We start from the raw sequence: 13,771 nt of genomic DNA, 5'->3' as shown, positions 1-13,771 counted from the left end.
GTGTCAGAAGGCTCGGCAGGAACGGATGTCGGACGCCAGGATGGCCTTGGCGCCGAGGTCGGCGAGCTGATCCATCACCGCGTTGTGGCCCTTGCGCGGCACCATGGCACGCACCGCGACCCAGTTCGTGTCCGCCAACGGCGACAGCGTCGGCGATTCGAGGCCCGGCGTGACCTTGACGGCCTCGTCCAGGACCGACTTGGGGCAGTCGTAGTCGAGCATCAGGTACTGCTGGGCGAACACGACACCCTGGACGCGGGCGATGAGCTGGTTGCGGGCCTTGTCGCTGCGGTCCGAGCCCTGTCGCTCGATCAGCACGCCCTCCGAGTCGCACAGCGACTCACCGAACGCGACGAGGTTGTGCTGACGGAGGGTGCGTCCGGAGCCGACGACGTCGGCGATGGCGTCGGCCACACCGAGCTGGATCGAGATCTCCACGGCGCCGTCGAGGCGGATGACGGTGGCCTCGAGGCCGCGGGCGGCGAGGTCGGCGCGCACCAGGTTGGGGTAGGACGTCGCGATCCGCAAACCCGCCAGATCCTCGACGGCCCAGTCCTTTCCTGCCGGTGCGGCGTAACGGAAGGTGGAGCCGCCGAAACCGAGCGCGAGCCGCTCGTCGACCGGAGCACCCGAGTCGAGCGAGAGGTCGCGGCCGGTGATGCCCAGATCGAGCTCGCCCGATCCGACGTAGATGGCGATGTCCTTGGGGCGCAGGAAGAAGAACTCGACGTTGTTGGTGGGGTCGAGAACGGTCAGATCACGCGAGTCCGTACGGCGGCGGTATCCGGCCTCGGCCAGGATCTGGCTCGCGGACTCCGAGAGCGATCCCTTGTTGGGTACTGCGACGCGCAGCATGTGGGGTGGTCCTTCCGGGGATGGGTATCAGGAACCCAGGGGTGTCAGTGGCTCGGTGCGGCGATCACAGATGTCGGTACACGTCTTCGAGCTTCAGTCCCTTGCCCACCATCAGAACCTGGACCCAGTAGAGCAGCTGAGAGATTTCCTCGGCGAGAGCCTCGTCGGTCTCGTGTTCGGCGGCGATCCAGACCTCGCCGGCCTCCTCGAGCACCTTCTTGCCCTGCGCATGGACACCTGCGTCCAGCGCGGCAACGGTGCCGGATCCCTCGGGGCGGGAGGCGGCGCGCTCGGTCAGCTCGGCGAACAGGGATTCGAAGGTCTTCACGGGTACCGATTGTCTCACGCGGCGACGAACCGCCCGCACTCAGTACTCCAGGACCCGTCGGCTCTCGAAGCGCCTGCTCTCACCGGTGACCGGATCGTCGAACTCGAGGCTGCGCGCGAGCAGCCGCAGCGGCTCAGTGAAATCGTCCGGTTCACGGCGCCGGAACTGCGGATAGAAGTTGTCACCGACAATCGGCGCACCGAGCGAGTTCAGGTGCAGCCGCAGCTGATGGGTTCGACCGGTTCGCGGGTGCAGGCGGTAGCGGGCGAGGTCACCACGGCGCTCCACCATCTCGATGCGGGTCTCCGAATTCGGTTCTCCCGCTTCCTCGTACGCCGTCAGCTCGCCGTGCACCTTGCGGATCCGGCTGCGCACGATCTGCGGGAACTCGACGCCCTCGCGGTACGGCGCGATCGCCTCGTACACCTTGCGCACCCGCTGCCGCTCGAACATCTCCTGGTACGGCCGCCGCAGGGCGGGATCCGCCGTGCACAGCAGCACGCCGGCAGTCATCCGGTCCAGCCGGTGCACCGGGACCAGATCCGGCAGGTCGAGTTCCCGGCGCAGTCGCACGACGACCGTCTCCCGGATGTGGACACCGCGCGGAATCGTCGACAGGAAGTGCGGCTTGTCGACCACGACGAGGCCGCCGCCGCGGTGCAGGACGTCGACGTCGAACGGCACCGGAACCTCCGGCGCGGGCTCCCGGTAGAAGTACACGAACCGGGTCGGCTGGTAGCGGGTGGCGTCGTCGACGACGCGGCCGTGCTCGTCCACCACTTCACGGGCGGCGACCCTGCCCGCCCAGTCCTCGTCGGGATGGTGCGCCCGGAGGAACTCGACGATCGTGGGAACCGTCAGCCCGGCCGGCATGCGGAGGCGGTCCGGTCCGAGTCCGTCCCGCACCGGCAGCGGCGCGCGGGCCATCGTCAGCGCTCCCGCACCGTCAGGCGTCCGGGACGCAGGTTTCGCAGACGAGCTTCAGCTCGCGACCGCCCGCATCCGGATGATTGCGGTACCGGGACGTCGGCGCCTGGCACAGGGTGCACCTGCCGAGCGTGACCGCCTTGTCGGTGAAGTCGAGATTCATGCGCTTGTCGAACACGTACAGCGAGCCGTCCCACAAGCCCTCGTCGCCGAAAGCCTCTCCGTAGCGGACGATTCCGCCGTCGAGCTGGTACACCTCGTCGAACCCGCGGTTCCGCATGAGCGCGGAGAGCACCTCGCAGCGGACGCCGCCGGTGCAGTACGTGACGACCGGCTTGGACTTGAGGTGGTCGTAGCGGCCGCTGTCGAGTTCGGCCACGAAGTCCCGGGTGGTCGCGACGTCGGGCACGACCGCGTCCCGGAAGCGCCCGATCTCGGCCTCGAACTTGTTGCGTCCGTCGAAGAACACGACTTCGTCGCCGCGCTGCGCGACCAGCTCGTGGAGTTCGTTCGGGGACAGGTGAACTCCACCTCCGACGACGCCGTCGGCGTCGACCTTCAGCTCGTCGGGGGCACCGAACGTGACGATCTCCGGACGCACCTTCACCGACAGGCGCGGGAAGTCGTCACCGGTGCCGTCCGACCACTTGATGTCCGCGTCCTTGAACGGCGCGTACGACCGGGTGCCGCGCACGTAGCGCTTGACGTCGGCGATGTCGCCGCCCACGGTCGCATTGATGCCGTGCTCGGAGATCAGGATCCGTCCGGTGAGGTTGTTCGACGCGGCCAGCGTGTGCTGCCACAACCGAATCGCCTCGGGATCGGCGAGCGGCGTGAACCGGTAGAACAGCACGATCTTCGGGGTCGCCACGTCAGGCCGCCTCCTGCCGATGCAGCGCGAACAGGTCGGATTCCGTCAGACCCTCGAGCGTCGTCCGGAACACCCGGTTCGCGGACGACGGCACGTCGGTGATCGACGGAATCACCAACACGGTGCAGCCCGCGGCATCCGCCGCGGCCGCGCCGGTCGGCGAATCCTCGACCGCGAGGCAGTCCGCGGGTGCGACCCCGAGCAGGTGCGCGGCCCGCAGGTACGGCGCCGGATCCGGCTTACCGGCCGGCACCTCGTCACCGCACACCGAATGGTCGAAGTGCTCGCGCCCGAGCGTGTCGAGCGCGAACTCGCACAACTCCCGGTCGGTGTTGGTCACGAGCGCCGAACCCAGGCCCGCCGAACGCACCGTGCGCAGCGCCTGCTGCGCGCCCGGACGCCACGGCAGCCCGGCGGCGAACAACTCCCCCATCCGGGCGTACAGCCAGTTCTTGGCGTCCGCGAGCGCGCCCGGGTGCGGATCCAGGTCGAGCGATGCGAACAGCGTCATGAGCGCGTTGTAGCTGGACGCCCCGATGGTCGCCTGCCGGGTCTCCTCCGACATCGGACCGCCCAGATGCAGCGACAATTCGCGGACGCCGATGTCCCACAGGTTCTCGGACTCGAGCAGCGTGCCGTCCATGTCCCACAGGACCGCGCGGAGGGTGCCGGTCGGCCTGCCCGACACCACGGTCCCCGTTCGATCAAACATTGAAGTACTTGGCCTCCGGGTGGTGCAGCACGAACGCGTCGGTGGACTGCTCGGGGTGCAACTGGACCTCCTCGGAGAGCTCGACGCCGATCCGTTCGGGCTCGAGCAGCGCGACGAGCTTGCGTCGGTCCTCGAGGTCCGGGCAGGCGCCGTAGCCGAACGAGTAACGCGCACCACGGTATTCGAGCTTGAAGAAATCCTCGACGTTCTTGGGATCCTCGTCGGCCACGTGATGGCCGTCCGGCATGATGAGCTCCTCGCGTACCCGCTGGTGCCAGTACTCCGCGAGCGCCTCGGTGAGCTGGACGCCGATGCCGTGCACCTCGAGGTAGTCGCGGTAGGAGTTCGCGGCGAACAGTTCGTTCGCGAAGTCCGCGATCGGCTGCCCCATCGTCACCAGGTTCATCGGCAGCACGTCGACCTGCCCGGACGTGCGCGCGTCCTCCCGCGAGCGCACGAAGTCGGCGATGCAGAGGAAACGGTCACGCTGCTGGCGCGGGTACGTGAACCGGAAACGTTCGGGCGCATCCGGATCCGGCTCGGTGAGCACGACGACGTCGTCACCCTCGGACACGGCCGGGAAGTATCCGTACACCACGGCGGCGTGGTGCAGCACGCCCTCGGTGCTGAGACGGTCCAGCCAGTACCGCAGACGCGGCCGGCCCTCGGTCTCCACCAGCTCCTCGTACGTCGGTCCGTCGCCGGCCCGCTGGCCGCGCAGGCCCCACTGACCGAGGAAGAGGGCGCGCTCGTCGAGCAGTCCCGAGTACTCGGCCAGGGCGATGCCCTTGACGATCCGGGTGCCCCAGAACGGCGGCGTGGGAACGTCGATGTCGCTGGCGACGTCGGAACGCTCCGGGACCTCGACCGGCGTCGCCGCCGCCTTGCGCTTCTCGGCGATCCGCTTGGACCGCTCGTGCCGCGCCTTGCGTTCGGCCGCCTTCTCCTTGGCCGCCAACGCCTCCGGGCTGTCCGGCGCCGGACCCTCGCCGCGCTTGACGGCCATGATCGTGTCCATCAGGTGCAGGCCCTCGAACGCGTCACGCGCGTACGACACGTCGCCCTCGTAGACCTCCGACAGGTCGTTCTCGACGTACGAGCGGGTCAGCGCCGCGCCGCCGAGGAGGACGGGGAACTGCTCGGCGACGCCCTTGGCGTTGAGCTCCTCGAGGTTCTCCTTCATGACGACCGTCGACTTGACGAGCAGACCCGACATGCCGATGACGTCGGCCTTCTTGTCGAGCGCGACGTCGAGGATGGTCGCGATCGGCTGCTTGATGCCGATGTTGACGACCTCGTACCCGTTGTTCGACAGGATGATGTCGACCAGGTTCTTGCCGATGTCGTGGACGTCGCCCTTGACGGTGGCGAGCACGATGCGGCCCTTGCCCTCGTCGCCGGTCGACTCCATGTGCGGTTCGAGGTAGGCGACTGCGGCCTTCATGACCTCGGCCGACTGCAGCACGAACGGCAACTGCATCTGACCCGACCCGAACAGCTCGCCGACCGTCTTCATGCCCGACAGCAGCGTCTCGTTGATGATCTCGAGCGGCGGACGCTCGAGCATCGCGGCGTCGAGGTCAGCCTCCAGCCCGTTGCGCTCGCCGTCGACGATGCGGCGTTCGAGCCGCGCGAACAGCGGCAGCGCCGCCAGTTCCTCGGCACGCGATTCGCGTGCCGACGCGGCGGAGACGCCCTCGAACAGCTCCATCAGCTTCTGCAGCGGGTCGTACCCCTCGCGGCGGCGGTCGTAGACCAGGTCGAGAGCCGTCTCGCGCTGCTCGTCCGGGATGCGCGACATCGGCAGGATCTTCGACGCGTGCACGATCGCGGTGTCCAGGCCGGCTGCGGTGCACTCGTGCAGGAAGACCGAGTTCAGCACCTGCCGGGCGGCGGGATTGAGGCCGAACGAGATGTTCGAGATGCCCAGGGTGAAGTGGACATCCGGGTAACGCCGCTTGATCTCGCGGATCGCGTCGATCGTCTCGATGCCGTCTCGCCGCACCTCCTCCTGACCGGTCGAGATCGGGAAGGTGAGCGCGTCGATGATGATGTCGGACTGCGACAGCCCCCACGTGGTGGTGATGTCCTTGATCAGCCGCTCGGCGATCCGCACCTTGTGCTCGGCGGTGCGGGCCTGCCCCTCCTCGTCGATGGTCAGCGCGACCACGGCGGCACCATGTTCCTTGACCAGCTTCATGATTCGCTGGTACCGGGACGTCGGACCGTCGCCGTCCTCGTAGTTCACCGAGTTGACCGCGCAACGGCCACCGAGGTGTTCGAGACCGGCCCGCAGTACGTCCGGCTCGGTGGAGTCGAGCATGATCGGCAACGTCGACGCGGTCGCGAACCGGCTCGCCAGGGCGGCCATGTCCGCGGCACCGTCACGGCCGACGTAGTCGACGTTGAGGTCCAGCATGTGCGCGCCGTCGCGAGTCTGGTCTTTCGCGATGTCGATGCACTTCTGGTAGTCCTCGGCGATCATCGCCTCACGGAATGCCTTGGATCCGTTGGAGTTCGTGCGCTCGCCGATCATCAAGATGCTGGCGTCCTGATCGAACGGCACCGCCTGGTACAGCGACGACGTGCCGTCCTCCGGCTGCGGGTTGCGCTGCGCCTGTTCGACCGTGCGGACGGCCCCGGCGACCTGACGGATGTGTTCGGGCGTCGTGCCGCAGCAGCCACCGACGAGCGAGAGCCCGAACTCCTTGACGAAGCCGGAGAGCGCGACCGCGAGTTCCTCTGCGGTGAGCGGGTACACGGCGCCGTTCGGACCCAGTTGCGGCAGACCGGCATTCGGCATCACCGACACCGGCAGCGTCGAGTGCCGCGACAGGTGCCGCAGGTGCTCGCTCATCTCGTCGGGGCCCGTGGCGCAGTTGAGGCCGATCATGTCGATGCCGAGCGGCTCGAGCGCCGTGAGGGCCGCACCGATCTCGCTGCCGAGCAGCATCGTGCCCGTCGTCTCGACGGTGACGTGGGTGATGATCGGCAGGCGTCGGCCCAGCTTTTCCATCGCGTGCTGACTGCCGATGATCGCGGCCTTCACCTGGAGCAGGTCCTGGCAGGTCTCGACGAGGATCGCGTCGGCGCCGCCCTCGATCATGCCGAGCGCGGACTCGGTGTAGGCGTCGCGGAGCACCGCGAAGGGCGCGTGGCCCAGCGTCGGCAGCTTCGTGCCCGGCCCCATCGAACCGAGAACGAACCGGGCCATCCCGTCCCGGCCCGGACCCATCTCGTCCGCCACCTCGCGCGCGATGCGGGTGCCGCGCTCGGAGAGATCGCGGATCCGGTGGGCGATGTCGTAGTCGGCGAGGTTCGGCAGGTTGCAGCCGAAGGTGTTGGTTTCGACCGCGTCGGCGCCGGCTTCGAAGTACGCGCGGTGGATGTCGCGCAGCACGTCGGGGCGCGTCTCGTTCAGAATCTCATTGCAGCCCTCGAGCCCGAGGAAGTCGTCGAGAGTCAGATCCGCGGCCTGCAGCATCGTGCCCATGGCGCCGTCGCCGATCACAACGCGCTGCGTCAGCGCATCGAGCAGGGCAGAGTGGAATGGTGCAGACATGCCGTCCAGAGTAGTGGGCGGTCCGACGGCGCCTGGTCGTAGGCTGGGTACGTGAGTTCCCCCGAGTTCCCCGACGCCACGGCATCGGCCGATGCCGATGCCGATGCCGATGCGGCAGTGCCGACTCTGCGCGACCCCGTCCTCATCGCAGCCTTCGAAGGCTGGAACGACGCGGGCGATGCCGCGAGCGGTGCCGTCGAGCACCTCGAGCTCACGTGGGACGCCGAGCCACTCGCGGAACTCGACTCCGAGGACTACTACGACTACCAGGTCAATCGACCGATGATCCGGCAGGTCGACGGGGTGACCCGCGAGATCGTGTGGCCCACCACCCAGTTGTCGGTGTGCTCGCCTCCCGGAAGCGACCGCGACGTGCTGCTGCTGCGCGGGATAGAACCGAACATGCGTTGGCGCAGCTACTGCAACGAGCTGCTCGAGTTCGTCGAGGAACTCGGCGTCCACACCGTCGTCATCCTCGGGGCCCTGCTGGCGGACACCCCGCACAGCCGCCCGGTTCCCGTCACCGGGACCGCGTACAGCGCCGAAGCCGCGGAACGCTTCAACATCGAGAAGTCGCGCTACGAGGGCCCGACGGGTATCGCCGGCGTCCTGCAGGACGCGTGCGTCAAGGCCGGGGTGCCCGCGGTCTCCTTCTGGGCGGCGGTCCCCCACTACGTCTCGCAACCACCCAATCCCAAGGCCACGGTGGCGTTGCTGCAGCGGGTCGAGGACGTCCTCGACGTCGAGGTACCGCTCGGTGACCTGCCGGCCCAGGCCGAGGACTGGGAGGAGTCGGTGTCCGAGATGACCCGCGACGACGAGGAGATCGCCGAGTACGTGCGGACCCTCGAGGAGCGGGGCGACGCCGAAGCCGACATCTCCGACGCGATCTCCAAGATCGACGGCGATGCGCTCGCCGCCGAGTTCGAGCGGTACCTGCGCCGCCGCGGCCCCGGACGATTCGGAGCGTGAGCGGCACACAGTCGCCGGGCGTTCGCACACGGATCCAGCTCGCCGCCCTCTACGCCGGCGGGTTCCTGGGACCGTTCGGTGGTGGCGTCGTCACCTCGATGCTGCCCGAGATCGGCGACGGACTCGGTGTCGACGCGGCCGCCGCGGCCACCTCCCTGACGGCGTACCTGCTGCCGTTCGCGCTGGTCATGCTGGTGTCCGGGACGCTGGGCACGCGGTGGGGCCGGATGCGGACGGTGCGCACCGCATACGGCGTGTACCTCGCCGCGTCGGTGGCGTGCTTCGCGGCGCCCACGCTCGAACTGTTCCTGGGCGCGCGGGTGCTGCAGGGCTGCGCGAACGCCTTCACCACTCCGCTGCTCCTCGCGACCCTGGCCGCGATGACCCCGCCGCAGAAGCTCGGCCGCGCCCTCGGTGCCTTCGGTGCACTCCAGGCGGCCGGACAGACCAGCGCACCGCTCATCGGCGGGCTCGCGGCCGAGGCGAACTGGCGTCTGGCGTTCCTCGCGATCGCGCTCGTGGCCGGAGCCCTCGGGGCGATCGGTCTGCCCGACGCGGCCCGGGACATCCCGGTCGACACCGGCGCACGCCTACGGGACGCGCTGCGTCCCGCGGTGCTCCGTGTGGGTGTCGTCGCGCTGCTCGGCTGGGGCGCGCTCGGCGGACTGGGATTCCTCCTCGCCTTCCGGGCCGAGGACGTCTTCGGGATGGACCCGGCCGCGCGCGGCCTGCTCCTGACCGGGTTCGGGATCGCCGGCATCCTCGCCGCCCGCCCCGTCGGAACTCTGATCGACCGGATCGGGGCGCGGCGCACCGTGATCATCGGCGCACTCACCGGCGCGGTGCTCGTGGCCGTGGTGGGCACGGTCGGCAGCGCCGCGGTCGCCGCCCTCGCCTGGTTCGTCGCGGGCGTGGCGTCGCAGTTCGTGCTCGTCGGTGTCAACGCCGCCGTCCTCGGCGCCGAGGGCGGCAACCGTGGCGGGGCAGTGTCGGTGGTGCAGTCGCTCCGGTTCTCCGGCGCCGCCCTGGCCCCGCTCGCGTTGACCCCGCTGTACGCGGTCCATCCGGGCACGAGCTTCCTGCTGCCCGCCCTGCTGCTGGCGGTGCTGCCGCCGCTTCTCATGCCCCGACCGGTGGAGCGCCGCTCCCCGACTCCCGACCTGCACGCCTGACTGCGCCGACGAATCTGCGAGTGATCGGGCCATGATTCGGGGCCGCGTCCACGAATTGGACTGCGGCAGAACCTCTCTTCGTAGAGGAGGCCGTTCCGGTGGGACACGGTGGAGGGCGGTGCTTCGGGACGGAACCACTGTCCGCGTGCGCGCGAGGCGACGCTGCGACCATTCGGTTATTCCTTCTGTTCCGTCTCGTACCGACTTCCTGCCGCGACACGCCCGGGCCGATTCGGCTTATCTTCCGTTTCCGTTGCGCACAGAGTGGCTACTGTTGCGGATGTGACCACAGTGGACGTTGCACCGAATCCGCGACCCGAGCGGGGCATCGACATCTATCGCCGCTCGGTGTCGTGGCTCGAGACGCACCTCCCCCACGGCTGGACGGTGTCGGCCGATCGACCCCGCTCCCCCGCGGCCCCCAATCGCCTGCTGATCACCGCGCCCGACGGCGAATCGGTCTCCTACTCGATCGTCACATCCAAGGGCGTGCTCAGCGGCGACGTCGCCCGCATCGCCGCCGAGCTGTCCGACAGCGATCGGGCTTTCGTGTGTGCGCACTACCTGTCCGAGCCGGTGCGCCGCCAACTCGACGGCCACGGGATCTCGTACGCGGACGCCACCGGGAACATCAACCTGGTCGCCTCGCGGCCCGCGATCTGGGTGCGCAACCGCGGCGCCGACGCCGACCCCTGGCGTGGGCCCGGCCGGCCGTCCGGTGTGCTCACCGGCGAGCCGTCCGACCGCGTGGTCCGCGCCCTCGCCGACCACACCGGCGACCTGTCCGTGCCGGAACTCATCAAGCTCTCCGGCGCGTCCACCGGCGCCGCGTATCGGGTGGTCGAGGTCCTCTTCGAGCGCGAACTGATCACCCGCCTGCCGCGCGGGCCGATCACCGACGTCCGGTGGCAGCACATGCTGCGGGCGTGGGCGGCCGACCGCAAACCCTGTCCGACACGCGGTTTCGCCGCGCCCGGCGGTCTCGACGACCTCCGGACCCGGCTCGCGGCGACCGACGGCGACCTCGGTTACGCCGTCACCGGGATCGGTGCTACCGACTACGCCACCCCCACCGTGCTCGAGGTGTACGCCGACGACGTCGACGCGTTCGCCGCGGCCCTGGATCTGCGCCCCGTCGACGGCGGGGCCGGGCCGAACGGGCGGCTTGCCGCCGACGTCGTGGTTGCGACACCGTGGTCCGCGGTGGTGTTCGACCGCCTCCAGTACCGCGACGGGCTGCGGTGTGTCGCCCCAGCGCACGTCTACGCGGACCTGGTCGCCGGCCCGTTCCGGCACCCGGACGCCGCCGAGTACCTACTGACGACGCTCACCGCGGACGAATCCGTGTGGCGTCGCGCAGTACGACGCACACGGTGACCGACCCGCGTGTTCGCTCGCGGACCGGCCGACGCCCTAGGCTGTGACGGTGAGCGATTCAGGTGACACGCGGACGGTCGCGGACGTCGATTTCGCCGCCCGTGAGGACCGGCTACGACTGTTCTCCTTCACGACGGCCGAGAAGCGCGCCGAGTACCTGTGGGTGTTGCGCGCGTTCGACAATGCGCGCGCAAACTACGTGGTGCTGTTGCATGCGGGTGAGGTCGCGGACATCCTCGCGCGCACCGCGGGCGACGACCCGCACGGCGCGCTCACGTCGGCCGACATCACGCCCCTCCTCGAGCAGTTGCACACGTGGGGCGTGCTGGAACGCAGCTACGACGGCAGCCGGGCGGCCACGCTCGCCGAGTACCGCAACCGGCACTTCGTCTACCAGTTCAGCCAGGCCGGGTATCTGGCCTTCCGGGCCGTCGAGGATCTCCTGGGTGCCCGGCTCGAGGACGCGACCCTGTCCCGGCTGGCGCTGCCGGACCTGCTCGCCGATCTGGAGGAACTGGCCGAAGCCAACCGTCGCGGTGACGCCGACCTGATCTACCGGAAGCTGTCCCGCCTGGATTCCACGCTCACCGACATGGCCGCCCGCGCGGCGCAGTTCTATCTCATGCTCGGGGACCTGGTGCGCACCACGGAGATCACTCCGGAGGCGTTCCTCGCGCACAAGGACGCGCTCCTGAGCCACATGCGGGAGTTCAGCTCCGACCTCGCCCGTTACGCACCGAAGCTCGCGGCCGCGATCGAACTCGTGGAGTCCACCGGGATCGATTCGCTGATCGCTCGCGCGGCGACCAGTGACGAGCGCCTGTTCATGTCCCGCGAGGAGCGCGAATCCGATTGGCGGGCACGCTGGTCGGGTCTGGCCCAGTGGTTCGTCGCGGCCGCCGGCCCGAGCGAATCCGACCGACTGCGGGAGGGCACGATGAGCGCGATCGCGGCCGTGCTGTCGCTGCTGCGCCGCGTCACCGAGACCCGCCGCGGCGGCGTGAGCCGGGAGAGCCAACTCCGCCACCTCGCCGGCTGGTTCGCCGCGACGCCCACCGAGGAGTCGGCACACGCGCTGTTCCAGCTGGTGTTCGACCTCGGCCGCCCCCGACACCTGTCGATGGTCCACCCGGACGCCGACATCATCCCCGACTCGCGGTCGTGGTGGGACGCGACGCCGGTCGAGATCTCCCGGACGCTCGCCGAGACCGGGCGCGCGGCGACGCCGGGCATGCCGTCGCGCGTGCAGCGCAACGAGGGCAGCATCCGGCGCCTGCGGGAGGAGCAGATGGCGGCCCAGCGCGCCCGCGCGGTCGCCGCGTCCTCGCTCGCCGCCAAGGGGGCCTACGACCGGGTGCTCGACGCCCAGGAGACCGACGTCCTGCTGAGCCTGCTCAACGCGGCGCTCACCGCGCGGGTACCGGTCAGCGGTACGGTGCCCAGTTCGACGGGCTCGGAGAACGGCGTCCGACTCACCCTGAGCCCACACGCGGAGTCCACGGTGGTGCAGACCGCACGCGGTCGGCTCCACCTCGACGGACTGCAGGTGAGCGTGAAGTGAGGGCCCGCACCGTCTCCCCGCTCGACCTCGACTCGTACCAGCGTGCGGCCCGCGTCATCCTGTCGAATCACCTTGTGACACAGACATACCCGGACCGTCTGGCGTTGCCGTTGCTGCGCCGGTGGGCCACCGAACTACGCGACGACCTGCTCGAACTGTTCGGTTACCGACTCGAGGTGACCGAGACGACGGCCCGGCTGTTCACGGTGGCCGACCGGCTCATCCCGGGCACCCCCGCCCGGACCACGAACGACCGCACCTTCGACCGTCACCGGTACGCGTACCTCGCGCTCGCGCTGGCGGCCCTCGGCCGCGCCGGCAATCAGATCACGTTGTCGGAGTTGGCCGATCACGTCGCCACCGAGGCCGCCCAGGTCCCCGGGGTGGCGTTGTCGACGGACCGGGCCGCGGACCGCGACGCGTTCGTCGACGCGGTCGGCTGGCTCGCGGCGCGCGGCGCGATCGTCCTCGCCGACGGCGACGCCGGCGGGTGGGCGTCGAATCCCGATGCGGGCGAGGCGCTCTACGACATCGACCGCTCGGTCGTTGTCGCACTGTTCCGGCCGCCGCGGGCCCTGCAGCACCTGACGTCGGTGCGGTCGCTGCTCGCGGGCGAGAAGGAACTACTCGACGAGGACTCGATCGGGTACCGCGCCACCGACCCGCGGGAGATCGCGCGCCGGATGCGCCGCGCGCTCGTCGAACGTCCCGTCGTGTATGCCGACGAACTCACCGACGACGAACGCCTCCAGTTGGCGCTGCCGCGCACGGCAGCCGACGTCGAGGAGCTGACGGGACTGGTGGCCGAGCGCCGCGCCGAGGGCATCGCGATGATCGACCCGTCGGGGAGGATGTCGGACGTCCGCTTCCCCAGCACGGGCACCGTCGCCCAGGTCGCGCTGCTGCTGGCGGGCGAGATGGCCGACCGGGTCCTCGATCTCGATGCGTCCGAACTCCCCCGGCACCCGCTTCCCGACACTGGGCAACGCGACCTGATGACCCATCTGGACGCCGCGATTCCCAGCGCCGGGATCTTCGAGCAGCTGGCCGAGGACATAGAGGACACACCCGCCGACCTGTTCACCCCGGTGGACGACCGGCCCGACCCGGCCCGGTACGCGCTGCTCGACGACGCCTGGCTGACGGCGGCGGTCGAGGAGCTGGTCCGCCAGTTCGGACGCACGTTCGCCGCCCAGTGGCAGGCGGACCACGACGGCCTCCGGCGTAGCGCCGTGGCGCTGCTCGATCGTCTGGACCTGGTCCGACGGGTCGACGACGGCGTGCTGGTGATGCCGGCCATCGCCCGGTACCGCGGCGTCGTCGTCAACATCCGCGACCGCACCGCACAGTCCGATCTGTTCCACGAACCGGTTCCCGGCGAGCCTTCGAGCACTGACGAGCATCCCCGTAGCGACGTAACCGTAGAGAAGTAGA

General features: G+C 69.7%; 11 protein-coding genes. 5 read left to right on the top strand and 6 right to left on the bottom strand.

The window, feature by feature from the left end:
- Nucleotides 1-3: 3 nt before the first annotated feature.
- The 6 genes from hisG to metH all read right to left on the bottom strand — a co-directional run bounded on the left by hisG (nucleotide 4) and on the right by metH (nucleotide 7,255).
- A complete protein-coding gene (gene hisG, locus ABTV10_RS12040; protein ID WP_499034985.1) occupies nucleotides 4-855 on the bottom strand; it encodes an ATP phosphoribosyltransferase in 852 nt (283 codons plus the stop codon).
- Between the two features lie 64 nt (nucleotides 856-919).
- Nucleotides 920-1,183, bottom strand: coding sequence for a phosphoribosyl-ATP diphosphatase (locus ABTV10_RS12035; RefSeq protein ID WP_005513242.1), 264 nt, complete (start codon nucleotides 1,181-1,183; stop codon nucleotides 920-922).
- A gap of 39 nt (nucleotides 1,184-1,222) precedes the next feature.
- Entirely contained in the window at nucleotides 1,223-2,110 is an 888-nt protein-coding gene (locus ABTV10_RS12030) for a pseudouridine synthase (protein ID WP_499034983.1), read from the bottom strand.
- A 19-nt stretch (nucleotides 2,111-2,129) separates the two neighbouring features.
- A complete protein-coding gene (gene trhO / locus ABTV10_RS12025; RefSeq protein WP_499034982.1) occupies nucleotides 2,130-2,981 on the bottom strand; it encodes an oxygen-dependent tRNA uridine(34) hydroxylase TrhO in 852 nt (283 codons plus the stop codon).
- A 1-nt stretch (nucleotide 2,982) separates the two neighbouring features.
- The gene (locus ABTV10_RS12020; protein ID WP_499034981.1) at nucleotides 2,983-3,693 is read right to left on the bottom strand and encodes an HAD family hydrolase; all 711 of its coding nucleotides are present in this window, start codon (nucleotides 3,691-3,693) and stop codon (nucleotides 2,983-2,985) included.
- The gene (gene metH / locus ABTV10_RS12015; protein ID WP_499034979.1) at nucleotides 3,686-7,255 is read right to left on the bottom strand and encodes a methionine synthase; all 3,570 of its coding nucleotides are present in this window, start codon (nucleotides 7,253-7,255) and stop codon (nucleotides 3,686-3,688) included. The genes ABTV10_RS12020 and metH overlap by 8 nt, the downstream gene beginning before the upstream one ends.
- Nucleotides 7,256-7,306: 51 nt before the next feature.
- On the opposite strand from metH, the gene ABTV10_RS12010 reads away from it, so the two are divergent.
- From ABTV10_RS12010 to ABTV10_RS11990, 5 genes are all read left to right on the top strand, one after another.
- Nucleotides 7,307-8,227: a PAC2 family protein gene (locus ABTV10_RS12010; protein ID WP_499034977.1), complete on the top strand. Its 921-nt coding sequence runs from the start codon at nucleotides 7,307-7,309 to the stop codon at nucleotides 8,225-8,227.
- Entirely contained in the window at nucleotides 8,224-9,399 is a 1,176-nt protein-coding gene (locus tag ABTV10_RS12005; RefSeq protein WP_499034976.1) for an MFS transporter, read from the top strand. The genes ABTV10_RS12010 and ABTV10_RS12005 overlap by 4 nt, the downstream gene beginning before the upstream one ends.
- 282 nt (nucleotides 9,400-9,681) lie before the next feature.
- A complete protein-coding gene (locus tag ABTV10_RS12000; RefSeq protein WP_499034974.1) occupies nucleotides 9,682-10,776 on the top strand; it encodes a hypothetical protein in 1,095 nt (364 codons plus the stop codon).
- Nucleotides 10,777-10,825: 49 nt separating this feature from the next.
- A complete protein-coding gene (locus ABTV10_RS11995) occupies nucleotides 10,826-12,337 on the top strand; it encodes a TIGR02677 family protein (RefSeq protein WP_499034973.1) in 1,512 nt (503 codons plus the stop codon).
- On the top strand, nucleotides 12,334-13,770 hold the full coding sequence (locus tag ABTV10_RS11990; protein ID WP_499034972.1) for a TIGR02678 family protein: 1,437 nt from the start codon (nucleotides 12,334-12,336) through the stop codon (nucleotides 13,768-13,770). Before ABTV10_RS11995 ends, ABTV10_RS11990 begins: the two co-directional genes overlap by 4 nt.
- Nucleotide 13,771: the final 1 nt, after the last annotated feature.

Origin of the sequence: Paraburkholderia sp. RHO2 (genome assembly GCF_050955445.1) — a bacterium.
Taxonomy (GTDB): domain Bacteria; phylum Actinomycetota; class Actinomycetes; order Mycobacteriales; family Mycobacteriaceae; genus Prescottella; species Prescottella agglutinans_A.
Note: the sequence above shows the minus strand (reverse complement) of the source record. Positions and strands in the feature narration are given on the sequence as shown.

Bases quoted from the DNA above. Each gene is read 5' to 3' on its own strand.
- hisG (WP_499034985.1), bottom strand. From the start codon at position 855: ATGCTGCGCGTCGCAGTACCCAACAAGGGATCGCTCTCGGAGTCCGCG.
- ABTV10_RS12030 (WP_499034983.1), bottom strand. From the start codon at position 2,110: ATGGCCCGCGCGCCGCTGCCGGTGCGGGACGGACTCGGACCGGACCGC.
- ABTV10_RS12020 (WP_499034981.1), bottom strand. From the start codon at position 3,693: ATGTTTGATCGAACGGGGACCGTGGTGTCGGGCAGGCCGACCGGCACC.
- metH (WP_499034979.1), bottom strand. From the start codon at position 7,255: ATGTCTGCACCATTCCACTCTGCCCTGCTCGATGCGCTGACGCAGCGC.